The 24,326-nt window shown below is 34.5% G+C and carries 21 protein-coding genes and 1 tRNA gene; 18 read left to right on the top strand and 4 right to left on the bottom strand.

Going from position 1 to position 24,326, the window contains the following annotated elements:
- Positions 1–204 precede the first annotated feature (204 nt).
- The 10 genes from GXZ93_06295 (at position 205) to GXZ93_06250 (ending at position 12,979) form a co-directional block, all read left to right on the top strand.
- Complete coding sequence (locus GXZ93_06295; protein ID HHT79382.1) at positions 205–1,419, top strand: glycosyltransferase family 4 protein; 1,215 nt, start codon at positions 205–207, stop codon at positions 1,417–1,419.
- Positions 1,420–1,589: 170 nt separating this feature from the next.
- Positions 1,590–2,315 (top strand): GntR family transcriptional regulator, encoded by a 726-nt coding sequence (locus GXZ93_06290; GenBank protein HHT79381.1) that lies wholly within the window; start codon positions 1,590–1,592, stop codon positions 2,313–2,315.
- Positions 2,316–2,543: 228 nt separating this feature from the next.
- Positions 2,544–3,596 carry a sugar ABC transporter substrate-binding protein gene (locus GXZ93_06285; GenBank protein HHT79380.1) on the top strand — a complete coding sequence of 351 codons (1,053 nt, stop codon included), beginning with the start codon at positions 2,544–2,546 and terminating at the stop codon, positions 3,594–3,596.
- Between the two features lie 318 nt (positions 3,597–3,914).
- Positions 3,915–5,411 (top strand): sugar ABC transporter ATP-binding protein, encoded by a 1,497-nt coding sequence (locus GXZ93_06280; protein HHT79379.1) that lies wholly within the window; start codon positions 3,915–3,917, stop codon positions 5,409–5,411.
- Between the two features lie 27 nt (positions 5,412–5,438).
- Complete coding sequence (locus GXZ93_06275; protein ID HHT79378.1) at positions 5,439–6,434, top strand: ABC transporter permease; 996 nt, start codon at positions 5,439–5,441, stop codon at positions 6,432–6,434.
- 90 nt (positions 6,435–6,524) lie between these two features.
- Positions 6,525–8,075, top strand: a complete 1,551-nt coding sequence (locus tag GXZ93_06270; GenBank protein ID HHT79377.1) for a carbohydrate kinase — start codon at positions 6,525–6,527, stop codon at positions 8,073–8,075.
- A 237-nt stretch (positions 8,076–8,312) separates the two neighbouring features.
- Positions 8,313–9,245 carry a thiamine pyrophosphate-dependent dehydrogenase E1 component subunit alpha gene (locus GXZ93_06265; GenBank protein HHT79376.1) on the top strand — a complete coding sequence of 311 codons (933 nt, stop codon included), beginning with the start codon at positions 8,313–8,315 and terminating at the stop codon, positions 9,243–9,245.
- A gap of 44 nt (positions 9,246–9,289) precedes the next feature.
- Positions 9,290–10,279, top strand: coding sequence for an alpha-ketoacid dehydrogenase subunit beta (locus tag GXZ93_06260; protein HHT79375.1), 990 nt, complete (start codon positions 9,290–9,292; stop codon positions 10,277–10,279).
- Positions 10,280–10,483: 204 nt separating this feature from the next.
- On the top strand, positions 10,484–11,683 hold the full coding sequence (locus GXZ93_06255) for a transaldolase (GenBank protein HHT79374.1): 1,200 nt from the start codon (positions 10,484–10,486) through the stop codon (positions 11,681–11,683).
- A gap of 51 nt (positions 11,684–11,734) precedes the next feature.
- A complete protein-coding gene (locus tag GXZ93_06250) occupies positions 11,735–12,979 on the top strand; it encodes a 2-oxo acid dehydrogenase subunit E2 (protein HHT79373.1) in 1,245 nt (414 codons plus the stop codon).
- A gap of 149 nt (positions 12,980–13,128) precedes the next feature.
- Here the strand turns inward: GXZ93_06250 and GXZ93_06245 are convergent, their stop codons facing one another.
- A complete protein-coding gene (locus tag GXZ93_06245) occupies positions 13,129–14,091 on the bottom strand; it encodes a hypothetical protein (GenBank protein HHT79372.1) in 963 nt (320 codons plus the stop codon).
- Between the two features lie 958 nt (positions 14,092–15,049).
- Between GXZ93_06245 and GXZ93_06240 the strand changes: the two genes are divergently transcribed.
- The 3 genes from GXZ93_06240 to GXZ93_06230 are packed head-to-tail and all read left to right on the top strand — an operon-like array spanning position 15,050 to position 17,050.
- Positions 15,050–15,325, top strand: a complete 276-nt coding sequence (locus tag GXZ93_06240; GenBank protein ID HHT79371.1) for a helix-turn-helix transcriptional regulator — start codon at positions 15,050–15,052, stop codon at positions 15,323–15,325.
- Between the two features lie 22 nt (positions 15,326–15,347).
- Complete coding sequence (locus GXZ93_06235) at positions 15,348–16,319, top strand: ATP-binding cassette domain-containing protein (protein ID HHT79370.1); 972 nt, start codon at positions 15,348–15,350, stop codon at positions 16,317–16,319.
- Positions 16,316–17,050, top strand: a complete 735-nt coding sequence (locus GXZ93_06230) for an ABC transporter permease (GenBank protein ID HHT79369.1) — start codon at positions 16,316–16,318, stop codon at positions 17,048–17,050. The genes GXZ93_06235 and GXZ93_06230 overlap by 4 nt, the downstream gene beginning before the upstream one ends.
- A 567-nt stretch (positions 17,051–17,617) precedes the next feature.
- Here GXZ93_06230 and GXZ93_06225 read toward each other — a convergent pair.
- Positions 17,618–17,693: transfer RNA gene (locus GXZ93_06225), tRNA-Glu, on the bottom strand.
- 214 nt (positions 17,694–17,907) lie between these two features.
- Between GXZ93_06225 and GXZ93_06220 the strand changes: the two genes are divergently transcribed.
- The 5 genes from GXZ93_06220 (at position 17,908) to GXZ93_06200 (ending at position 23,072) form a co-directional block, all read left to right on the top strand.
- The gene (locus tag GXZ93_06220) at positions 17,908–18,972 is read left to right on the top strand and encodes a flippase-like domain-containing protein (protein ID HHT79368.1); all 1,065 of its coding nucleotides are present in this window, start codon (positions 17,908–17,910) and stop codon (positions 18,970–18,972) included.
- A gap of 185 nt (positions 18,973–19,157) precedes the next feature.
- Positions 19,158–19,421 (top strand): BMC domain-containing protein, encoded by a 264-nt coding sequence (locus GXZ93_06215; GenBank protein HHT79367.1) that lies wholly within the window; start codon positions 19,158–19,160, stop codon positions 19,419–19,421.
- Between the two features lie 381 nt (positions 19,422–19,802).
- On the top strand, positions 19,803–20,210 hold the full coding sequence (locus tag GXZ93_06210; protein HHT79366.1) for a thioesterase family protein: 408 nt from the start codon (positions 19,803–19,805) through the stop codon (positions 20,208–20,210).
- Between the two features lie 6 nt (positions 20,211–20,216).
- A complete protein-coding gene (locus GXZ93_06205) occupies positions 20,217–21,791 on the top strand; it encodes a hypothetical protein (protein HHT79365.1) in 1,575 nt (524 codons plus the stop codon).
- Between the two features lie 141 nt (positions 21,792–21,932).
- Positions 21,933–23,072, top strand: coding sequence for a glycosyltransferase (locus GXZ93_06200; GenBank protein HHT79364.1), 1,140 nt, complete (start codon positions 21,933–21,935; stop codon positions 23,070–23,072).
- 9 nt (positions 23,073–23,081) lie between these two features.
- Here the strand turns inward: GXZ93_06200 and GXZ93_06195 are convergent, their stop codons facing one another.
- On the bottom strand, positions 23,082–23,717 hold the full coding sequence (locus GXZ93_06195) for a glycerol-3-phosphate acyltransferase (protein HHT79363.1): 636 nt from the start codon (positions 23,715–23,717) through the stop codon (positions 23,082–23,084).
- A 216-nt stretch (positions 23,718–23,933) separates the two neighbouring features.
- Positions 23,934–24,077, bottom strand: a complete 144-nt coding sequence (locus tag GXZ93_06190; GenBank protein HHT79362.1) for a hypothetical protein — start codon at positions 24,075–24,077, stop codon at positions 23,934–23,936.
- Positions 24,078–24,326: the final 249 nt, after the last annotated feature.

Raw genomic sequence — 24,326 nt, 5'->3', positions numbered from 1 at the left:
ATTATATAAAAACCTCGGAGGGGAAAAGAATTATCCGGGGTTTTTATATTTATATATATTGAATTTCTTTTATATTGCACTTCTTTTTTAAAATAAAACAAGTAAAATAATCACGGCGGATATTTATTATTATTTCTGCTTATTTTAAATAATAGTCTGATTTAAATTTGTCTTTTAAAGTGTTTTAATAAATAATGTTTTTTTATGAATGATAATAAAGAAAAAACAAAGAAAGTCCTCAATATAGTTCCCACTCCTTTTTTTGCTGACCGCGGATGTCATATGCGGATTCTGGGTGAGGTTAACTCGCTTAAAAACAATGGTTTTTATAATATTATCTGCACTTATCATAATGGCAGAGACCTTGAAGGCCTTGATATCAGGAGAATGATAAGAATACCCTGGTATAAGAAACTTGAGGCCGGTCCATCAATACACAAGTTTTACATGGATTTCCTGTTGTTTTTCAAGGCAGTATCAATATATCTCAGGGAAAAGCCGGATATTATCTACGGACATCTTCATGAAGGTGCTTTTGTAGGCGGTCTTTTAAAATATCTGGTTGCTTTTGGGAAGATACCGCTTGTTTTTGATGTGCAGGGAAGTCTTACTTCAGAACTCGGAACTTTTAACTGGTTAAAAACAAAACCTCTAAAATGGTTTTTCCATAATTTTGAAAAATTTATTTGCAGAATGCCGGATCATTTCATTTGCAGCTCCGTTTCAAACGGAGATATCATAAAAGAAAGATTCAAGATTGATCCTGCCAGGGTAAGTGTTGTAATAGACGGCGTGCACACGGATTTTTTTAATGCTATCCCACCAAAGGACCTGAGGCAGAATCTGGGCATTTCTGAGGACTCGCCTGTTATTATTTTTACCGGAGCGCTGCTTGCTGCAAAAGGGATATGGAATCTTGTGGAAGCTATGCCTATTGTTTTAAAAGAAAGAAAAGACGTCCACTTTTTAATTATTGGTTATCCCGTGGAAGAAACCAAAAAAAAGATAGAAGAAATGGGAATCTCTGAGAATGTTCATATGACAGGAATGGTTGACTATTTTAAACTGCCTGACTATCTCAACATAAGCGATATTGCGGTAGAACCAAAAATAGATAAGGCCGGCGAGGCAAGCGGAAAGGTTATCAATTACATGGGTGCCGGACTTCCTGTAGTATGTTTTGATTCTAAAAACAACAGGAGATTCCTGGGTGAAAACGGAATATATGCGGCAGATGATAAGGTCGAAAATCTGGCAGAGAAAATGCTATGGGCTTTGAATAATATTGAAAAGGCCAGAAAAATGGGAGAACAAAACAGGAACAGGGTAGAAGAAGTATTTTCATGGAACAACAGCATAAAAGAGACCGTCAGAGTGTTTAATGAGCTGATTGAGAGAAGAAAAAAGAGATTGTCATAAAATATCACGTTTAACTTAAATCTTCAAAATGTCTAACTTAAACCTCAAAACATATTTTACCGAGGCTTATTCAAAAAATATTCATAATGCATTGACATTTCATTAATAATCAGGTAAATTCTAAGACTAACTTATTGTTATCACATGTTAACGCACTAACTTAATAAAATATGTATGATGATATTGTAAAAGACTATCTTCCAAAATATATTAAAATATCAGAGGATATTAAAAAAGATATTGAATCTGGTGTACTGAAATACGGGGAAAAAATATATTCGGAAAAAGATATAATGAACAAATATAATGTTTCTTCAACAACTGCCCGTAAGTCGCTTGATGTTTTAAAAAGAGAGAATCTGATAGAAAGCATTCAGGGAAAAGGTTCATTCATTCTTCAGACAAAAATTTTAAGAAGCCTTAAAAAAGTTATTAGTTTTTCCGAAAACGTCAAGAAGCAGTCGCTAAAGCCGACATCAAAGCTCATTGAAAAAGAAATAATAAGCAATTTTACCAAGTATCATAAAAAGCTTAATCTTTCAAAAGGAGATAAGCTGTTAAAAATAAAACGAGTCAAGTATGGAAATGAAATTCCCCTGCTGATAGATACAAGGTATATAAATATAAAATATTGTCCCGGTATAGAGAATCTGGATCTTAATGATTCCCTGTATGAGATATATGAATCTTATAAAATAAAAATTGTACATTCCAAGCAGATTTTACAGTTATCTTTTCTGGATGAAAATAATGCAAAACTTTTGAATTGCAAGAAATTCGATCCGGTTATAAAAATAGAGGGAACACTGTATTCCGAAGATTTCTCAAGCATAGAGTATGAAGAAGATTTATGGAATGGAGCAGTATTCAGCTTCTATGTTGAAGCCTCGCTATAACCGGCGCAGTGAATTGTTTTATTGAAAATTTGAATATGTGTTTTGATATCAGAGTGTTTTGCATTATTTTTATTAAAATGATTTTTAATCTTTCATGGTTTCTTTTAATAAAAGGGCTTTCAGGCATTAGGAGGTGAATTCTGCTATTAATTTTTTAATTGCCCGTTTTTGTTTTTTATTAAAAAAGCAATAAGTAATCTATAAGTTTATTAAATAAAGGGAGGTATAATGAAAAAACTAATCGTAGCCTTTATTGCTGTATGTATAGTAGCTACAATGGGATTCATTGGAGTAGGTTGCAAAACAACAGCAGCATCAGAAACAACAGCAGCAGCCGGGGCAGCATCAGAAACAGCAGCAGCCGGAGAAGCAGCTGAAACAACAGCAGCACCTGTAGCAGGTGGAGAATTAAAATTAGCGCTTGTTCCTAAAGTAGTGCACCCATGGTTTGACATCGTTAACATAGGTGCTCAGGAAATGGCTAATCTTCTTACTGAAAATACCAATACAAAGGTAACAGTAGAATACATCGCTCCTGCATCAGCAGACGTTGCTGAGCAGAACATGATTCTTCAGAATGCTGCAGCTAAGCAGGTTGACGGTATCATCATCGATCCATTGGACGTAGATGGCAGCGCACAGGTATTTGAAGAAATCCAGGCACAAGGCATCCTGGTTACTTTATTTGACTTGGCTGCATTTGATGACTGGACATCAGTTACTTCAACAGACGTTGATATAGTTAATGCTGAAATGACAAGGCTGATGGATGTAATAGGCGGCAAAGGAAAAGTTGCTGTAATGCAGGGTTTCCCTACAGCTCCAAGCCACAAACAGAGATATGATCTGTTTAAAGAATTAGTTCCCAAGCTATATCCAAATGTACAACTTATCGAAGGTGGAGTTGACAATGATGATATGGAGACAGCCAGACAGCAGGCAGCTGCTACTATAGCTGCTAACCCGGATCTGGTTGGATACCTGGTTTGTGACGCTGCCGGTCCTGTTGGTGTTGGCCAGGCTATAAAGGAAGCAGGTAAAGTTGGAGAAATCCAGTGTGTTGGTATGGGTGAAATGACATCAATTCTTGATCTTGTAAAAGAAGGCGTTCTTGAATCAACAGTATATCTCTATCCTGATATGCAGGGCAGCTATTCTGTAATGCTTCATTACATGAACTATCTTGGCGTTCCAATTCCAAAGGAAGTTGACATGGGCGTTAAATACATAGACAAGACCAATGTTGATGAATACCTTGGCAGATTTGCAACAACCGGATAGTTATTTATAAGTCTCTGACATGTATTCTGTAAGTATTGGATTTTAAAAATACATAAGAGACAACATATCGTGATTATTTAAATCACTGATATATATAAATAATAAAAAATGAATATACTGAAGTTGGGGCTACCTTATGGAGTCCCAACTTCAAAGAGTTTTAAAGTTTTAAGTTATTGTTTTTGATTGAAAAAAGAAATTAAATAATTTATTGAAAAATTATCGATTATAGAATAAAAGTTATATAAGCAAGCATATTTTTATAATATGTTTATTGGCAAAAAGTAAATTAACAAATTTACAAAGAAAGATTTTAAGATGGAAAACCAAAAAATATTGGTGCTGGAAAATATAACTAAGGTATACCCCGGCGTAGTTGCCTTAAAAAATGTAAGTATTAGTTTTGAAAAAGGCAAAGTTCATTGTCTTATGGGCGAAAATGGTGCCGGAAAAAGTACGATAGCAAGAGTATTAACAGGTTTGCGTGTTCCTGATGAAGGAAAAGTCTATATTGATGGCGTAGATGCTGTAAAAGATAAAAGAATGTATCAGAAAGTTGCTTATGTTCCCCAGGAACTCGACCTTTTCAGGAGCATGACTGTTGCGGAAAACCTGTTCATGCCTTTTGGAAAATCCGGTTCAAAAAGCATTTTTGTAAACAATAGGGAATTAAATAAAAAAGCTGTTCCTTTTCTTGAAAAATTTCATATAACTGCAAAACCCAGCGATATTGTTGAAGATATCTCCGTTTCAGAACAGCAGCTTCTCCAGATTGCACGAGCCATAGTATTTAGGGAATCGGAAATAGTTATGCTTGATGAACCCACCACAAGTCTTGGCCTGCAGGATATCGAAAGATTATTTAAAGTAATTCATGAATTAAAAGCAGACAATAAGGCAGTTATATTTGTTTCTCACAAAATAGAAGAAATATTTACAATCGGGGATGAGATAACTGTTTTAAGCAACGGAGAAAAAGTAGCTTATTCAAAAATAAAAGATACAAACATACCGGAAGTAATGCAGCAGATGACCGGCCGTAATATTGATCTTTCAATGACATTTTATCCTGAAAAAATATCCGATGAAATAGTTCTGGAAGTTGAAAACCTGTCTGGTGAAAGATTTGCAGATATAAGTTTTAAACTGAAAAAAGGTGAGATACTTGGTTTTGCAGGCCTTGTAGGGGCCGGACGTTCCGAGATAGCTCAGACTATATACGGTTATCTTTCTGCAGCAAAAGGAAATGTGAGTCTTTATGGCAAAAGATACAAGCTTGGCAATGTCAGCAAATCGGTAAAGAACGGTATCGTATACCTTCCTGAAGAAAGAAGGACGCAGGGAATTTTTTCTATTTTAAGTGTAAAGGAGAATATAACACTACCCTTGCTGAAACAAATAATAGGTGAATTTACCTTTGCAGCTAAAAAAGAAACAACAATTGCAAACGGAGTTGTGAAAGACTATGACATAAAAACTCCCTCGCTCAATAAGGAAATACAATTTTTAAGCGGCGGCAATCAGCAGAAAGTAATTATAGGCCGCTCAATGATTGGCAAACCGAAAATCATTATTTTTGATGAACCCACCAAAGGTATTGATGTGGGCGCCAAGCTGGAAATATACAAGCTTATGAAGAAGCTTGCCGATAAGGGCGTTTCAATAATTGTAATCTCTTCCGAGCTTGAAGAACTTGTGAAATGCGCAAACAGGATAATAACTATCTATAAGGGCAGAAAAGTAGAAGAATTTGAGACAAGCAAAATAGGGATTAAAGATATCATGCATTCCATTCTTGGTTTAAGCAAAAATTAATTATAGATAAAAGGAGAAGTATTAATTATGGGAGAATCTTCAAAAGCTAAATCGTTTTTTAATGCGATAAGAAAAAACAAGATGACAAATATCTTTCTTGTATTTCTTTTTCTTATCATAATAGCATCTATTTTCTCTCCTTATTTCATGACTGCCTACAATATCAGATCTCAAGCAAGGGAATTTGCGTTTCTTGGCATTGTAGCTCTCGGGCAGGCCTGTATTCTGCTTCTGGGAGAAATAGACCTGACAGTCGGGACAACATCAGCGCTCTGTGGAGTTATTGCAGGTATATTCATGGTAAGGACAAATTTTAACCCGTTTGTTATTTTTGTTTTAATCCTTATCCTTGGAGCTTTTATAGGCTTCATAAACGGAGCTCTGGTAACCGGGCTGCGGCTTAATTCACTTGTGGTAACTATCGGTATGGTCGGCATACTTAACGGAGTCAACCTTACCATAACAAAAGGCCAGGCAGTTCTTAATATTCCTGAGTCAATTTATTTTCTCGGGAAGGGGAGTCTTGGGCCTTTGCCTATGCCGTTTGTCATTATGCTGGTGGTGCTTGTAATTGTATTATTCATAGTAAAACTAACCAGGCTTGGCAGGTATATGTATGCTATCGGAAACAACAGGGAAACAGCCAGAATCCTTGGTCTTCCCGTGACACCAGTCAGGATATTTGCATTTTCATTTGCAGGCATGCTTTATGCGCTTGCAGGTCTTATCATGATAGCAAGGCTTGGAACAGCCCAGCCAAGTATCGGTTCTGAATGGGCTCTTAACTCAATTGCAGCAGGCGTTATCGGTGGTATTTCACTGGTAGGAGGAATTGGAAATCCGCTGGGTGCAATAATAGGTGTAGCCATTATTATCGTTATACAGAATATCATCGTTTTGTTTGGTGTATCTCCCTATCTGCAGACAGCTGTCAGCGGTATAGTGGTGGTAGCAGCGATTTCCTTTGACTCGATAACAAATATGATTTCACAGAGGAAGAAAAGACTTACCAAACTGGATTAGTTAAAAAAATAAAGAGTTTTTAATTCGGCTGATTATTTAACATCAGGAATTAATTAAAGTTTATTTAAATTTATATTTCAGGAGATGACGATGAATAAATATTATATTGGTTTCGATAATGGAACAATGGGTACAAAAATCGCTATCTATTCGATAGATGGTATTTTAATGGCCGAAGCATATAGGGAACATGAAATAAAATACCCAAAGCCGGGATGGGCAGAAATGGATCCGGACCAGTTTTACAATGTTGTTACAGACGGCATTGCTGAATGTATGAAAAAAAGCCAGATTGATTCCAAAAATGTAAAAGGCATATCATGTAGCGGGATAATCTGCGGACTTGTTCCAATAGACGATAACTGGAATCCTGTAGGACCGTATGTACCGTTTCTTGATGGCAGGGCAACTGAAGAAGCAGATTATATACAGAAAAATGCAGAACCTATATGGGCGCAGGAAGCAGGAAATCCGGAAGTATCAGCATATATGCCTCCCATAGTTCTGAAATGGTTCATGAATAAACAGAAAGATGTCTTCGGAAGAATAAAGAAAACGGTTTCTGCTGCGCAGTATGTGCTTGGAAAGCTTGGCGGACTTAAAGCCAAAGATGCTTTTATTGACTGGGGCCATTTGTCAGGCTGGATTGTGGGTTTTGATGCCCGGAAAAAGAACTGGTCTGAAAAACAGATTAAAGAAATAGGAATACCGTATGAAATACTGCCCAAAGTGGTCAGACCATGGGAAGTAGTCGGTACTCTTAGCAAAAAAGAAGCTGAAAAAACAGGTCTTGTTGAAGGAATACCACTGATTGCCGGGAGTGGCGATATCATGCAGTCAAATCTTGGTTCCGGAGTTATTGATGATGGCTCATGCTCAGATGTTGCTGGTACAGCTGCAATATTTACAGTTTTGTCAGGAATATTTTCAACACATATTTCTGCCACGGGAATGTTAAATACAGCATTCAGTACGCTGGATAATCAATATACATACTGGGGCTTTATTCCTGCAGGAGGCCTGAGCCTGAGATGGTTCAGAGACGAGATATTAAGGGAAAAAGGCAGAGACGATTCATACGATAAAATGAATAAAGTTATAGAGAATATCCCCATGGGTTCCAATGCCGTATTATTCTTCCCGTTTCTTCAGGGAAGGTCAAATCCGATATGGCCTAATGCAAGCGCTTCATGGCTGGGACTTTCAGGAGGAAACGGATTAGGCAATCTTTACAGATCCATCATGGAATCCATTGCTTTTGAATATCTGTCATGGGTAAATGTATGCAGAGAAATCGGTATTGATATAAAAGATACTACTGTTATCGGTGGCGGAAGCAAGAGCGATTTATGGAATCAGATGAAAGCTGATATTCTTAACAGCAACTATATAACTCTTCAAAGAAGCGAGGGCGCAGGAATAGGAAATGTTGTGCTGGCTGCTTTTGGTGCTGGTGATATTCCTGACATCAAAACTACTATAAGGGAATGGGTAAAAGTTAAAAATACATATAAACCCATTAAAGCCAATAGTGAGCTTTATAACAAGGTTTACAGAAAACGCGAAGAGATACTGAACGGTCCCTTAAAGGAAGTTTTTGACAAGGTAGCAGAGCTTCGGGAAATACTTTCAGAAAGTTAATTTTTTTATTGATTAGAATATAAATATTATGTATATTGTTATCGAAGTTAGTGTGATAAGGCGTTAATATGTTTATCAGATATTTAATAATTTTAAATATTATTATAAGAGGAGGATATTAAGTTGAAAGAATGCACAGTAAGAGAATGCACAATTATCAAGGACAAACTTACAGATCTCAAAGAGTACAAAATAGCTAATAAATTCAAGGATCTGGGAAAAGAACAGAAAATCGAAATGCTTAAAAGAATGTTTGATATAAGATATTTCGAGATGGAAGTTGAACAGTATATATTAAAGGGCCAGATCTATGGAACCTGCCACCTCTACATAGGCGAAGAGGCGAATGCAGTCGGAGCAATGAACGCAATAAGAAAAAATGACTGGATAGTTTCACATCACAGAGGACACGGTCACTGCATAGCAAAAGAAGCTGATTTAAAGCTTATGATGGCAGAACTCATAGGCAAGGGTAATGGATACTGCAAAGGAAAAGGCGGTTCGATGCATATTGCTGATATGGATACCTACAACCTGGGCGCCAATGGCATTGTGGGTGGCGGAATGGGAGTAGCAGCTGGAGCCGCTTTGACAAACAAATTACAAAAGAATGATGGGGTTGTAATATGCTTTATCGGTGATGGCTCAACCAGCAATGGCATATTCCATGAAACTATCAACCTTGCAGCAGTGTGGGATCTGCCCCTTATATTTTATTGCGAAAACAACCAGTACGGTATGTCTACACCTATTGCCAAATCTACAAGATTAAAAAGAATTTCAGACAAAAAAGCTGCTTACGGGGTAACAGGAGTAACTATAGACGGCAACAACATAGTAGATGTTTACAATACTGTCTACCATTTTGCAGAACTCTGCAGAGAAGGCAAGGGACCTGTACTTATTGAAGGTCTGACTTATCGTCTGAGAGGACATTCAAAACATGATTCTCAGATTTACAGAACAAAAGAAGAAGTTGAGCAGTGGAAAGAATACGATCCTATCGTAAGATACAGAGAATATTTAATAGAATCCGGAATTATTTCCGAAGAAGAAGCTAAGAAAGTTGAAGATAAAGCAATAGCGGATATTAAAGCAGCAGCAGCTTTCGCGGAAGCCAGTCCTTATCCTGATCTTAGCGAGGTTGAAACAGATGTTTATGCTGATTAACAATAATTATTATTTTTTAAATTTTAGATAAAAGGAGAATTATAATGAGTGAACTAACCTACCTAGAAGCGATAAGAGACGGTATTCGAGAAGTAATGAAGGAAGATAAAACGGTTTTCCTTATGGGTGAAGATATTGGTTTATACGGCGGCTCTTTTAGCCTTACAAACGGACTTTTTGCAGAATTTGGGGAAGAAAGAGTAAGAGATACACCAATTTCTGAGGCAGCTATAATAGGCGCCAGTGTCGGCGCTGCTGTAACCGGTATGAGACCGATACTTGAAATAATGTTTTCTGATTTTATTGGCTGTGGAATGGATCAGCTTTATAATCAGGCTGCAAAAATCAGATATATGTTTGGCGGTAAAGCAAAAGTGCCGATGGTTTTAAGAACAGCATCATGTGGAGGAGCAGGATTCGGACCTCATCACTCACAAAGTCTTGAAGCAATATTTGCACATGTACCGGGTTTGAAAGTAGTTATGCCTGCTACGCCTTACGATGCAAAAGGTCTGCTTATTTCTTCAGTCCGTGACGATAATCCCGTAGTATTCCTGGAACACAAAGTACTTTATAAAAATAAAAAATATGCTCAGGAAGTTCCTGAAGGTATTTATACAGTTCCTCTTGGCAAAGCTGAAGTGAAAAGACAGGGTAATGATATAACAATCGTTGCTTCGTCCTATATGGTTCAGAAATCCCTTGAAGCAGCAGAAGAACTTGCAAAAGAAGGAATTGACTGTGAAGTTGTCGATTTAAGAACAATAAGGCCGCTTGATATGGATACAGTTATGGCATCTATTGAAAAAACCGGAAAACTATTATGCGTTGAGGAAGCATGCAGTTTTGGAAGCTTTATGGGTGAAGTTATAACCCAGGCGATTGAAAAAGGTTTTGATTATCTTGACGCTCCTCCGCTTCGTGTTGCCGGAAAAAACTGTCCGGTTCCTTACAGCTATATACTGGAACAGGAAATGATACCTAGTGTAGCCAAAATAAAAGATGGAATATTAAAAGTTTTGGGTAAGAATTAGCAGTAATTTTTATTAAAGACATTTTAATTATTTACAATATATTTGGAATTTATAGAAGACTTTCCAGGTTATGGGATTTGTTAAGGATCATATAGCCTGGAAAGTTAAATAATTTAAAAACAGAATAATATGTTTTTAAAAGTGAAGCAGAATTTTATTTAGTTTTTTTAAATAAATATTAACAAATTATAGTTTGGAGAGATTATGCAAGATTATAAAAAATGCGCCATAGAAAGGTTATCAGCTACTTCTGATAATATGGAAGTATGGTGGGATTCATCACCGCTTATCTATAAATCATGGGCGGAAAAAATGGTTAATGCTGAAGATGACAGCTATAAAAGCACTTTAAAAGCACAACTTGATGCATTATTTAATGCCGATAATCCTGAAAACACAGTGTTTGATGGTGTTACAACTAATCCAAGACTTACGAGCAATGTACTTAATCTTATATCCGATGAAGTAAATCCTACAGTAGACAAGCTTATAAAGGATAATCCTGCCAGAACAACAAATGAAATTGCATGGGAAGTGTACAAGGCAATAACAGAGCAGGGAACAAAACTGTACATGCCGCTTTTTGAAAAATCCGGTTACAAAAAAGGATATGTAAGCGCCCAGGTTGATCCGAATCTTATAACAAATACTCGTGAGATGCTCCGACAGGCTCTTGAACTTAAAAAACTTGGCGACAATATCATGATAAAATGTCCTGGTTCAAAGGAAGGTATATTTGCCATACAGATACTGACATCGCTTGGAATACCTACAAACTCAACGCTTGTGTTTAATGTTCCTCAGGCAATAGCTGTTGCAAAAGCAGTTAAGGCAGGTCTTGAGCTTGGTAAAAGCAAAGGTGTGGATTACAAAAAATGGCGTTCAGTTATTACCATAATGCTTGCAAGATTTGAAGACAGGGAACAGTTTGCGGAAAGCGCAAAATCTGTAGGCATTGAACTTACTGCTGAACTGAAAAGATGGTCAGGAATAGCAATAGCCAAAAAAGCTCTTGCGCTTTTAAATGACCCTGCAAACGGCTACAGCTCAAAACTTCTTCTTTGTTCAAGCAGAGTTGGTCCTACACCTGATGTTGTTTATCATATTGAAAAGATAGCCGGTGCAAATATGGTATTTACCATTAATCCTGAAATGATTGCGGATTTCAATAAACTTTACCGGGAAAAAGATGTAACGAATACATGGCAGGAGCCGGTTCCCAAGGATATAATGGACAAGCTTCTAAAGATTCCTTATTTTATTGAAGGTTATGATGAGAACGGAATCAAAGATGATGATTTTGTAGACCAGCCTTCTTTCCAGTACACAGCCAATGAATTTCTTGGTTCAATGAAATTCATTGAAGATTATGTAGAAGGCAGAAAGAAGCTTAACGTTAAGTAATCTTAGATTTTTAGTCCCAAGTTATTAAGTACAATTATTAAGGAGATATAAATGTTTGAAGTAATTATGCCTAAAATCGGGGTACTGATGGAAACAGGCCAGATAGAGAAATGGTTAAAAAAAGAAGGAGATAAAGTAGAAGTAGGAGATATTCTCCTTGAGATAATGACAGACAAGGTTTCCATGGAAGTAGAAGCATCAAATGCTGGTATATTAAGGAAAATTGTAAGACAGGAAGGAGAAGATGTTCCTGTGCTTGAAGTTATTGCATATATAGGAGAAGCAGATGAAGAAATTCCTGTAGCGCCGGCAGCAGCAAGCGCCCCTGCAGATGTAAAAGAGTCCCCGGGTGCAGCAGCTGTAAAAGAAGAAGCTGCAAAACAGTCAGTACAGACCGGCAGCAGCGATGCGCCGCAGACACAGGTAAAAATAAGTCCTCTTGCCAGAAGACTTGCTGAAGAAAAAGGTGTTGACCTGTCAACTGTCAAAGGTACAGGCCCGGGCGGAAGAATAGTAAAAGAAGATATTATTGCTGCAGCTGAAAACAAACCGGCAGCGAAGGAAGACAAACCTGTTCAGCCTACCACAGCTGCTCCTGGTCAGATAAATATCAAAAGCAGTACACCTTTAAAGGGAATGCGAAAGGTTATTGCAGAGAGAATGGTGCAATCCAAAGCAACAATGCCTCATATCATCCTTACATCTGTTGCATGTGTTGATAATATGATTGCTTTAAGGGAAAGACTGAAAGATAAAGCCAGAAGTCTGAATGCCGACCTGACAATAACAGATTTAATAGTTAAAATTGCAGCTAATACTCTGAGAGAATTTATCAATATAAATTCATCTTTACAGAATGACAATGTGTTAGTTTATGATGATATCAATGTAGGCCTGGCTGTTGCTCTTGAAGACGGCCTTATTGTGCCCACAATTTTCAATACTGACAAACTGGGTCTTCTGGACATAGCAAGAAAGAGAAAAGAACTTGTTGAGAAAGCAAAACAATCCAAACTATCTCTTGAAGAAATAAGCAATGGTACTTTTACAATAAGTAATCTTGGCATGTTTGGTGTAAAAAATTTCACAGCGGTAATAAATCCTCCACAGGCAGCAATACTTACAGTGGGAACTATTTACAAACAGCTTGCCCTGGAAAATGATGACATTGTTGAAAAATCATATATGGATTTCTGTCTTGCAGTTGACCACAGAATAATTGATGGCGCAGATGCTGCAAAATATTTACAGAGATTTGTTGAACTTGCTGAAAATCCGGAGTTACTTGTATTTTAAAGGAATAATCCTGAAATCAGAAGTACTGATACTTTCAAGCAAAAAATCCGGTTAATAAAGCTGAAATATATTAAAAAGCCTGGGAACTAAAATTCCCAGGCTTTTTAAATTCTTTTTGGAAAAATAAAATTTCCAAAATAAAAACCAACTTATTTTACCAGATATTTCTTTGGGAATTCAGCTCCGACAACAGACTGGAACAAGGGATGAATAACCATCTGGTATATATTAATTCTGAATTCAGGAAGAACAGAAAGCATTACATAAAGATCCCTGGGATTTAAGCCATAATCCTCTATAATCCACTCCATTAAACCGACTATTGCATTCTCAATTGCATTTTCCATCGGACTATCGGTAAATAACTGGACAATCGAATCCTCTTTCTCGATTCTTGCATAAGGTATCGTTTTGTTTTTGATTACTTTACAACTTACAGTCACTTCTGATTTTGTTTCATCTGCAGACCATGTGAGTTCTGTATCGCCCTGACTTGCGTGGACATCTCCTATATAAAGAAGCGCTCCCTCATGATAACAGTTTAAATATAATTTACTGCCTTCCTTTATATCCCGGCAATCCCAGTTGCCACAGCATGGGAATTGTCCGGTCATACTTGAAAGTATTTCAAATTCTGGGCAAACTCCTATGGTTCCGATAAAAGGAGCCAGCTTATATGAAAGCTTGTCATTGAATACTCCTATGCCATCTCTTGTTGTCCCGCTTGGGCCGGGCAGATGCTTGATTATCTTTGTACATGCCTTACTGAGTTCCGGCCATTTAAGATAATTCTGGAGCAGGCCATTCTGAGGAATTATATTTGAAATTCCGTAATCATTCGGAATTATTTTCTCTATTGAGATTTCCAGCAGATCACCTTTCTGAGCGCCTTCAATATAGACAGGTCCTGTTATAGGATTGTTTTTCACCGGCACAGCTTCACTATAAGGCTTAAGATTTTCAGGCAGAGGAAGATCTTTTTCAGATTTTACAAGACCTGAAAGATTGTCTTCTGTTGAAAGCGTAAAACTCTCTCCCTGTGAAACTTTCAGAATTGGCTTTCTGTTGTAATCAAAGGTGTAGCTCATTTTCTCTTTGTCAATATTTATCATTTTTCTCCTCTCATGGAATTATAAATTTTCCGGTAATGTTATGTTAAAATTTGTCTGGACGATTTAATATGCTGTCCATCCGCCATCTGCAACGATGACTTCACTATTTCTTTCTTCTTGTAATTTTTAATTTCATATCTCTTATATTATTATTAAATCAAATCCCTTACAAACATTAATTTTGCCAGTATTTTGGTATTGCTGAAAAGTCCAAAACTGGTAGCTCAATATTTACAAATTTAAACCAGATTATTCAAGAGTTGTTAAAAAAAAGAAAATTACAAGATCCTATCTTCCTTATAGGAACCTATATAGAGAGTAGGCTTTAAACCGCTAAAATAAACCCTGTTTAAGCTTGATTGAAAGCCAAAAAGAGGCAGTTATTAACAACTTGTCAATACAGCTTGCCTATGGCAGAGCAAATAAATAAAATCGAAACTTACTGATTAAAGATATATTTTTAGTAAATAATCTCCAAAATGAATATAAATTATAATACTAATAATAAAAAAAGGTATAATTTTTACAAATTTGAGTAAAAAATCTGAATTTTTAGTTTTAAATAAATTATTTTTATATTCCTACATTTATTTTAAGTAGTAATTATTATATATTAATACATATGAATTGTTCTAAGTGCCTGGCGAAAGTATACACATTTTGAACTAAATACTATGAAGAAGTCATAGGCTTAAACCACAAATTAGAAGAATTTAACCTAAATATTGCTGTGTAATGAATTGTAAAATATGCCTGGCATAGTAAACAGAGTTAAAACTTTTTTGTGTAAATGAAAATATTTTCATACCGGAGTTAAGCCATTAAGATGCTTGTTTTGTCCATCTACTCACAATAATTGACAATATATTTCAATAGACAACCTAAACACCGACACATAATTGATTTCCTTTAATTTAAGTATTATCATTTAAGTAATTAATTAACTGCTTAAATGATAATGACTGAAAACATAAATAAAACTGCAGATTTCTTCAAAGCTCTTAGTGATCCTACACGTATTAAAATTTTAAAACTACTTCTCTCGGGCAAAAATTTGTGTGTTGGAATGATAGCACTTCAGCTGAATATAACTCAATCTGCTGTTTCCCAACAACTTAAGATTTTAAAAGCAACCGGTATGGTTGAAGGAACGAAAGCAGGATTTAATATGCATTACAGAGTCAAAGAAGATGTCTTTAAAAAATATGGGATTAATATTTCAAAAATATTATAGATAAAGGTTTTATAGGAAAAATATGGAGTCAATTTTCAAAGTAAGAAATCTGACAAAAAAATATGGTAACCTGACTGCAGTTGACAGTATTGAATTTAGCATTAACAAAGGTGAGATATTTGGTTTTCTGGGTCCTAACGCTGCAGGTAAAACAACAACAATAAATATGCTTATTGGTATGGCTAAAGTAACAAGCGGCAGGATATTTTACAGGGACAACGACACAACAGATAAAATCAAGAAATTTCAAGCGCTTATTGGTGTTGTCCCGGATGAGAGCAATCTTTATGAGGAACTTACAGGTTTTGAGAACCTTTGCTTTTGTGCTTCGCTTTATGGGATAAATAGGGTCCATAGAGAAGTTAAAGCCAGACAACTGCTTGAAATATTCAAGCTATCTGATGCGGCACATAAAAGATTTAAAGCTTACTCCAAAGGTATGAAAAGAAAGCTTACGATTGCAGCATCTCTGGTTCACGAGCCTGAGATATTATTCCTTGATGAACCCACAACAGGAATTGATGTTGCAAGCTCAAGGCAGATAAGAAGTCTTATTAAAAAATTAAATGATGATGGAATGACTGTTTTTTTAACAACCCATTATATAGAAGAAGCAGAAAGGCTCTGCGACAGGATTGCCTTTATAAATAAGGGAAAGATAATAAAAATGGACACAGTGAAAAAGTTTATTGATGACATAAGCCAGTCAAATATTATTGAGGTCCTTTTTGAGCCGAATCCAATTGACAAAAATGTCTTGCTTGAAAAAATAAATCTTAATTTTCCTGAACTTGAATGTAGTTTTAAAGATGAAAATACAATTAAAATTATAAGCCAGATCAAAATAAATGTTTCTTCTATTGTTTCTTTTTTATCATCAAATGGCATTTATATCCTTGAGGCTAAGCTTTTAAGACCGACTCTTGAAGATGCCTTTGTTAAACTTACTGGGATTGAAATAGATACTATGAAAAAGGAGAAAGAGAAAAAATGAAGTCTGCAATTGCATTTTGGAATATTCTCCTTAAAGACATGAAAAATTATTATCTAAAACCACCAAATATTAGCTGGGGAATAATTTTTCCTTTTGCATGGATGCTTATGTTTTTTTTCAGATCAGGAAAAGCTTTTCAAATTGAAGAAATATTCCCAGGAATTGTCGCAATGTCTATTCTTTTTGGAACAACATCAATGCTTGCAGTAACAATTACATTCGAGAGAAGGGGTCACTCATTTGACAGGCTGCTTCTTGCTCCAATATCAACTGAGCTTCTTGTTTTTTCCAAAATAAGCGGAGCAGTTGTCTTTGGAATAATCAACAGCTTTATACCAATACTCATATCTGTTCTATACTTTAAATCTCCTGTTGCAAACTGGTATTTATTATTTATAGCAGTAATTCTTTTATCAATAGTCTCAACACTGCTCGGACTGTCTATTGCAGTTTCTGCAAAGGAGGTTTTTGAGGCACAGACATTCTCTAATTTTTTCAGGTTTCCTATGATATTTCTATGTGGATTGTTTATCCCGCTTGAATCACTGCCAATTTATATTCGGCCTTTGTCATATATTTTACCGGTAACTTACGGGGTTGATATTTTAAAATATTCGATATCAAAGGCAAATCATTTATATATTTGGCTTGACATAATTATCCTTATAATACTCTGTGTTGGGTTATTTTACTCCAGTATTTATAATATCAGGAAAAAATGGATTGCTTAAAAAGCATTGAGCTAAGTTCCATATAATATAATTCCGATTTCATTAGAATATTAATTTTTTTAAAGCTACAGAGTATCTGCCATAAAGTTTCTGGCATTAATGAAAATCAGTTGATTATATTATTATGACATATACAAGGTATTGACTGGGCAAGAAAACAATTAAATGAAGAAATCAATATAGTCTGTAATGAAGTAATGCCTGCTTTTGAAGAAGATTTAGCTAAATTAAAAAATATAAAAATAAGATGATGTACATAATAGATGAATTTCAAAAGACAATAAATTTATATAAAAATAAATATGAAGAAAATAATAAATAATTTGGAAGATGTAAATTATTAAATCAGCGGTGTTGAGAAAATAATTAACGTATAAAAAATATAATATAAAAGCGTAGGGTGGCAAGAAGATCTGATCCTTCGCTAATAGTTTTCAAGTAGTTATATGTTTACTATTAGCAGGTGTAAAGAAATATTAGGTCAAGGTCAAAGTGATGAAGATATAGTGGAAGCTAGAGATACACTTTATCAACTTGCAAATTTATTAATTAAGAAAAAGTCAACGATGGTAGCGCATAGGGGACTCGAACCCCTGTTTTAGCCGTGAGAGGGCTATGTCCTAGGCCACTAGACGAATGCGCCATTGCTTACTTTGTTTTAAAATTGTAAAGACTTTTAGCATTTTTGTAAATAAAAACAGAACTCAGGCTTTTAAACAACTTGCCATATCAAAAATAAATATTCTCTTTAATATGATTTCCCATTAATCCGGGCTGGAATATGGCTGCCCATGTTATAATAAAAAATCAGACTTAAAGATTTAAGGTTTTTTATTTATAAAAAAAGGATATATTCTGTGAATAAAAAAAATATAAAAAGCATTATATTCAGAGTAATCAATATAACAATAGTAGCAGGGCTAGGTATTTATCTGATTTATTATCTTTTAAATCAGATAAATTTAAATGATTTAAAGACGACTTTTCTTAATATATATGTTCCTTCTCTTGTTATAGGACTTATCCTGATGTTTTCAGTTGATTTCTTCAAAGCATACAGGCAGATAATACTTGTCGGCTCCGAAAGTCTAAGATTTACCGATATGTTCCTGGTCTCCCTTATAAGAAATGCTTTTAACATGGTGCTTCCTGCAAGAACAGGAGAGTTATCTTATGTTTATGTTTTAAAAAGAAAATTCAGGATTCCTGTTGAAATAGGTGTTTCCACCTTAATGATAGGGCTTATATTTGATATGATAATTGTTTTTTGCCTTATCATAATCTCAATTATTATTGTAGGCATAAACAGATATTCAATTTCATCAACTACCATAATAATAATAGCAGTTGTCCTGCTTGCTATAAGTCTTTTAATATTATTTTTCCTGCCGAAAATTATAAATCTTTTTATCAGATTACTGAATTTCATAAAATCCAGGTCTATAAGACTTGAGAAAAATAAGGTATTTTCATTTGTCTTGGACAAGCTTGTTGAAACAAACAAAAACATAAGAATTATACAGTCAAGGAAGATTTACTGGAAAGTTTATCTTCTGTCTATAGCTACAAGAGTGCTTAAATTTACTTCATATTATTTTCTAATACATGCTGCTCTCAAACCGCTTGGACATAATTTCAGCGACCTTTCATACTGGGTAATTTTCCTGGCAACCGTTACAGCAGAAATATCGGCAGTACTACCTACTCATGCTGTTGCAGGTCTCGGTACCTATGAAGGAGCTTTCGCATTAGCATTTATGCTGCTTGGATTTTCCAAAGAGATTTCAATCATAGCTGGCTTTAATTATCATATAATCAATCTTTTGTTTACCATTGCATGGGGCCTTGTCGCAATAATAATAATTGTAATGCCTTTTTACAAAACAAAGATTGTCCGCATTGATAATAATGATAAAAAATAAATTTTAGTACATTGTCTTGAACAACAGAAAGTCAATAAGGGAAACATCCGGGGCGATTATTTTATCTTCGGAAATGAAGGAAAATTAAAAACTATATAAAATAAATAGATTTTTTTTTAAAATTAAGTAAAATATAAGCAGCAATCTGAAATAATATCTTAAATAAGATTTGGGAAGGAATACAGATGATACAAGCAATAGGATTGGTTGAAACCAAAGGTTTTGTTGCTGTTGTTGAAGCTGCAGATGCAATGCTTAAAGCAGCAAATGTAAAATTAATTAAATATCAGAGCATTGGCGGAGGATATGTAACCGTTATTGTTGAGGGAGATGTGGGGGCTGTAAAAGCTGCTGTTGATGCCGGTGCAGCTGCTGGCAAGAGAGTTGGAGAAATATTCTCTGTACATGTTATTCCCAGACCACATGAGGAAACTGCAAAGTTATTCTGAGTCTGTTGGTGTATTTAAAATAGTATTTGCAACACATTAAAAAGTGATATTTTAGTTTTCACTAATAATTAGATATTAAATGCATAAAATTGTGCATTTTCAAAAGGTATGAGCTTTCTTAAAAACACTGCTGTTTTAAGAAGGTTTTTGTTTTTTATAAGGCTTTTTTTAAATAAAAATAACTGTTTCATATTCAGGGATCCAAAAGATTTGCTTATTCAAAAAGACCTTATGCCGGTCTGTATGCTTACTTATATTCTTAGCAGATTACAATATCCCATTTAATATTAAGATTTGATACTTTCCTGTATTATAACTTTCTGTTATATTTTATAATTACTTTGTTTATTAAATTCTGGATATATGATTGGAGATGTATTGATGGAGAATTTTAATTTAAAAACGGGTCTTGCCGGAGAATCACAGGTTAAAGTAAGTGAAGAAAACACTGCCTTAAAATATGGAAGCGGGACTATAAATGTTTTTGCAACCCCTGCAATGATAGGTCTAATGGAGAAAGCTTCAATAGAAGCTGTTGAGAAACTGCTGCCTGAAGGTTTTGCCACAGTAGGAACAAAAATCGAAGTAAAGCACATTGCTGCAACACCGATAGGTATGAATATCACTGCAAAGGCAGAATTGTTGGAGATAGATAATAAAAAGCTTAAATTCAGTATTGAAGCTTATGATGATGCTGACAAAATCGGTGAAGGCATACACTACAGATATATAATTAATCTCGAAGATTTTATGAAAAAAAATGAAATAAAATTAAAAAACTTAAAATAACCCAAGATGTCTTTAAGATTCAAGAGTTTTGTAATAATAATCTCTTTTATAATTGCGCTTTCAGTATTTTTTACCGCCAACTATTATTATGTTCTTCTGAATTATTCCAGAGATATTGAAGAAAGGTTTGCAGAAGACAGTATTGAGCGGATAAATACTTCCCTAAATATTGAAATAGAGGATTTTGCTTTTAAATGCAGCAGTTTTTCGGACTGGGTGAAAACATTTATTAACAGTCCTAACAAAAAATACATCAATGACAATCTTAAAGAGTTTGATTATGAGAATTGCGGATTTAGTTTTGTTGCAATTGCTGATTTAAAAGGGGACATAATATATGCGGATTCTTATGATTATCCGCTAAAAGCAGGTTTGAAATCAACAATAAGAGATATTTTTAATAATAATGTTATAAAAGAAGCTGCAAAAAATCTTGAAGCAGTCAGCGGAATCATAAATATCGGAGATGAAGTCTGTATAATCTCTTTTAATACCATAATGGGAAATAAAGATTCTGCCGGTCCAAGCGGATACTTTATAGCAGGAAGGAATATAGAGAATGCAAATATCTTCAAAGTAAAATATGGTTCCGACCATTTAAGTTTTTCTCTTTTTGCCGATGATGCCAGAAGTTCTTATTTCAATGGAATAAGGGCAGAAGTTCTTCTGGATGATCTGGCAATCAGACAGGATGATGAACTCAGAGGCCTTCATTCATATCATCTTGTCAGGGATATATCCGGAAAACCGTCCATACTGCTGACTTTGTATCAGCAATCCAATATATTTGATATCAGCCGTAAAGCTACAATTTTTATTATATACACATCCATTGCAGTAATTATTGTTTTAATATCAGTCTTCATTCTGATTTTTGAAAAGCTGATAGTGTCCAAGGTTACTAAATTGAATGAGGATATAAATATGTTCATGTCCGGCAGCAGGTATGAACAGGATCAGCCAGGCAGGAAGAATATTAATAAAACTGATGACGAAATCGATAAGCTTGGCGAGAATGTTCAAAAAGTGCTCGGCATTATAAACTACCGCTACTCGGCAGAAAAACTTTTTACAGGAATGATCAATGAATTTTTAAAAATGGATTATAAAAATGAAAATATAATTTCTTTCATAAATACATCTCTTGGGAAAATCGGTAGTTTTACCGGTGCAGACAGGGCATTTATTATGATTAAAGATGATAGAATGGAGACAATTTCAATAAAATATGAATGGGATGCTTACGGGATAGAACCCCTGATTGATAAATTCAGCAAATATCCGACTGACAATATAAAACCAATATCAGATATACTTCAGGAGACAGATGTATTTTTTACAAAACCATTTGATTTTGATGAGTCTGCGGACAATCAGGACGGGGAAATGAAACTATTTGCAGATTTAAACGTCAAATCATGTATAGTAGCCGGCTTGGACAAAACGCTTGTAAATCCGACAGGTTTTCTCTTTATCAGTACGGCTATTGAAGAAAAACTATGGTATAATGAAGAAGTTGATTTGTTGAAAAATTCTGCAGTTCTTTTTTCCAGAGCGATTTCGTTGATTGACAAATATTAGCAATAGATAATTTGTCCTTAATTTTATATAATAAGAGAATAGTTATTTTATTTAAAAAAAATGGACTTATTTTATTTATACCAATTCGTAATATTTGTAGTTCTTACTGTCTTACTGATAAATTTCCTGTTTAATCTTTATTTGTTCAGAAATTTAAGAAATTATAAAGATCTGAACATCATACAGGATAATGAGCCCCTGGTTTCAATATTGATTCCTGCAAGAAATGAAGAGAAAAATATTGAGAGATGTTTGAAATCATTTATTAACCAGGACTATAAAAATACTGAAATAGTAGTGCTGGATGATAATTCTTCCGATAAAACCGGAGAGATTGTCAGAAGACTGGCGAAAAAAGATTCAAGGATAAGGCTTGTTTTGGGCAAACCTCTTCCGCAGGGATGGCTGGGTAAAAATTTTGCCTGCTTCCAGCTCTCACATTATGCAAAAGGCGATTATCTTATTTTTACTGATGCAGACACCCACCATTTCACTTCCTCTGTCAGATCAGCTGTTGCATGCCTTATTGCAAACAAGCTTGATGCTGCATGTCTGTTTCCCAGACAGATAATGGCATCTCTTTCTGAAAGATTGTCAGTACCTTTTATAAATTTTGCAATACTTCTTTTTATGCCTCTTGCGTTAATCAGGAAATCGAGAAATCCTCTTTTCTGCACAGGCGTAGGGCAGTATTTTATTTTTAAAAAGGAAGCCTATTTTGCGATTGGCGGGCATGCATCTGTGAAGGGTAAAATACTTGAAGATGTGCATATTTCAAAAAAAATCAAAGAAGCCGGCTTTAATTATATGATTTTTGATGGAAGCACATCGCTTATATGCAGGATGTATAAAAACTTTCATGAGGTATGGAAAGGTTTTTCCAGATTCATGTTTTCAGCTTTTGATTATAACTTTGTTACAATGGCGCTGGTTCTAATTCTTGCAAACATATTTCTGTTCCTGCCTTTTGTTTTTCTTCCGCTTGGAATCTTTATTTATAAATGGCCTGCAGAGATAATGACCCTTATAATAATGCAGGTATCTATCATAAGCATCGTAAGGATATGCATTTCCCTGAGATTCAAACAAAGTATTTTCAATGTATTTATCCATCCGTTATCGATGATATTTATTGTACTGGTATCCATGAATTCATTTATTCAAAGCAGGCTTGGCAGCGGTATTTCATGGAAAGAGAGAACTTATCAGGTTCAGAGCAAATCCAATGAGCTGGATGTTTTTGAAGAAGATATTGAAGAGTTTAAGATAAAAAATCCTTAGTTTTAATAACTATCTTATTTTTGGTGTAAAAAGATCCTTTACCTTTGTTTTTCTGTTTATTCTAAGATTTTCTTTCAGACTTTTTGAATAATTGATGTATTTTGGAACGATAATAATCATTAAAAACAAGCCCATGTATATATATAATAATTCTCCTGTAAAGATCAGTAAAAACAGGCTGACAAATATTATTGCGGAAATTACACCCCATATCATGCTTTTTAATGTGAATAAAACAGTTACAATGCCAAACCCATAGGCAAGTATTGAAAAAGGATTTAAAGCCACCAAGAAACCCAGTGAAGTTGCTATTCCTTTGCCGCCGTTAAATTTTAAAAAAGGAGAATAGTTATGTCCGGCTACAGCCAGGCAGCCTGCTGTCGCTGATACGATAAGAGAATCTGTAAAATACAGTGCCAGCAGATAAGGTGCGACTCCTTTTAAAACATCAAGCATTATTCCGAGGATACCCCACCATTTGGAAACATTGAAAACCAGATTCCATCCGCCCGGGTTTTTATCTCCAATTTTTTTGAGATCCTTTTTTCTGACAAGTTTTGCGATTATATAGCAAAAAGGTATTGAACCAAAAAGAAAGCTCAGTATAAATATTATAATTTCTTTCAAATATGCTATCCCTAACATATTCCCTCTTGTTTTTTCTGATTTTACTAAAGAAATTATTATTTTAAAATAAGATTAGCATACTTAGATATAATCTAAAAAAATTATCCCAAAGTCAAAATAAAAAAGAAAAAAATTAGTGCTATTTTATAAAATAGCACTAATTAAAAAATAGAAAAACTTAATTTATTTTATATCTGATTATTTAAATCAAGTTGTTGATTAAAAAATTTGTTCTTATTTTTTCGATTTAATCTTAAAAACCTTTGTTCCGCATTTCGAACATGTACCAGTTATTGCCGGTCTTCCGTTTTTCATTGTAACTTCCTTAGCGTCTTTAACTTCAGTTTTTGCTTTACATTTTACGCAATAAGCATCCACACCCATACCTCCGTTTTAATTATAATTATAAATTAACAATGACAGCAGATTTGAATGATAACAGTCTGTATTTAATTACGAAAAATAAATTGAAAAAATAAACTTATGCTTAAATTCATATTTCATTATAATAAAGAAATGAGCATGATAATACAAGGTTTTTTTAAAAATAATTTTTTAACCGTATAGCTTTATAATATTATAATATTATAAAAAAAGTATAATAAAATAATTAATTATAAAAGGTTT

The organism is Actinomycetota bacterium, assembly GCA_012837825.1.
Taxonomy (GTDB): domain Bacteria; phylum Actinomycetota; class Humimicrobiia; order Humimicrobiales; family Humimicrobiaceae; genus Humimicrobium.
Note: the sequence above shows the minus strand (reverse complement) of the source record. Positions and strands in the feature narration are given on the sequence as shown.

Excerpts from the sequence above, each read along its gene's own strand:
- GXZ93_06295 (HHT79382.1), top strand. The coding sequence starts at position 205 with ATGAATGATAATAAAGAAAAAACAAAGAAAGTCCTCAATATAGTTCCC.
- GXZ93_06290 (HHT79381.1), top strand. The coding sequence starts at position 1,590 with ATGTATGATGATATTGTAAAAGACTATCTTCCAAAATATATTAAAATA.
- GXZ93_06285 (HHT79380.1), top strand. The coding sequence starts at position 2,544 with ATGAAAAAACTAATCGTAGCCTTTATTGCTGTATGTATAGTAGCTACA.
- GXZ93_06280 (HHT79379.1), top strand. The coding sequence starts at position 3,915 with ATGGAAAACCAAAAAATATTGGTGCTGGAAAATATAACTAAGGTATAC.
- GXZ93_06275 (HHT79378.1), top strand. The coding sequence starts at position 5,439 with ATGGGAGAATCTTCAAAAGCTAAATCGTTTTTTAATGCGATAAGAAAA.
- GXZ93_06270 (HHT79377.1), top strand. The coding sequence starts at position 6,525 with ATGAATAAATATTATATTGGTTTCGATAATGGAACAATGGGTACAAAA.
- GXZ93_06265 (HHT79376.1), top strand. The coding sequence starts at position 8,313 with ATGCTTAAAAGAATGTTTGATATAAGATATTTCGAGATGGAAGTTGAA.
- GXZ93_06260 (HHT79375.1), top strand. The coding sequence starts at position 9,290 with ATGAGTGAACTAACCTACCTAGAAGCGATAAGAGACGGTATTCGAGAA.
- GXZ93_06255 (HHT79374.1), top strand. The coding sequence starts at position 10,484 with ATGCAAGATTATAAAAAATGCGCCATAGAAAGGTTATCAGCTACTTCT.
- GXZ93_06250 (HHT79373.1), top strand. The coding sequence starts at position 11,735 with ATGTTTGAAGTAATTATGCCTAAAATCGGGGTACTGATGGAAACAGGC.
- GXZ93_06245 (HHT79372.1), bottom strand. The coding sequence starts at position 14,091 with ATGATAAATATTGACAAAGAGAAAATGAGCTACACCTTTGATTACAAC.
- GXZ93_06240 (HHT79371.1), top strand. The coding sequence starts at position 15,050 with ATGACTGAAAACATAAATAAAACTGCAGATTTCTTCAAAGCTCTTAGT.
- GXZ93_06235 (HHT79370.1), top strand. The coding sequence starts at position 15,348 with ATGGAGTCAATTTTCAAAGTAAGAAATCTGACAAAAAAATATGGTAAC.
- GXZ93_06230 (HHT79369.1), top strand. The coding sequence starts at position 16,316 with ATGAAGTCTGCAATTGCATTTTGGAATATTCTCCTTAAAGACATGAAA.
- GXZ93_06215 (HHT79367.1), top strand. The coding sequence starts at position 19,158 with ATGATACAAGCAATAGGATTGGTTGAAACCAAAGGTTTTGTTGCTGTT.
- GXZ93_06210 (HHT79366.1), top strand. The coding sequence starts at position 19,803 with ATGGAGAATTTTAATTTAAAAACGGGTCTTGCCGGAGAATCACAGGTT.
- GXZ93_06205 (HHT79365.1), top strand. The coding sequence starts at position 20,217 with ATGTCTTTAAGATTCAAGAGTTTTGTAATAATAATCTCTTTTATAATT.
- GXZ93_06195 (HHT79363.1), bottom strand. The coding sequence starts at position 23,717 with ATGTTAGGGATAGCATATTTGAAAGAAATTATAATATTTATACTGAGC.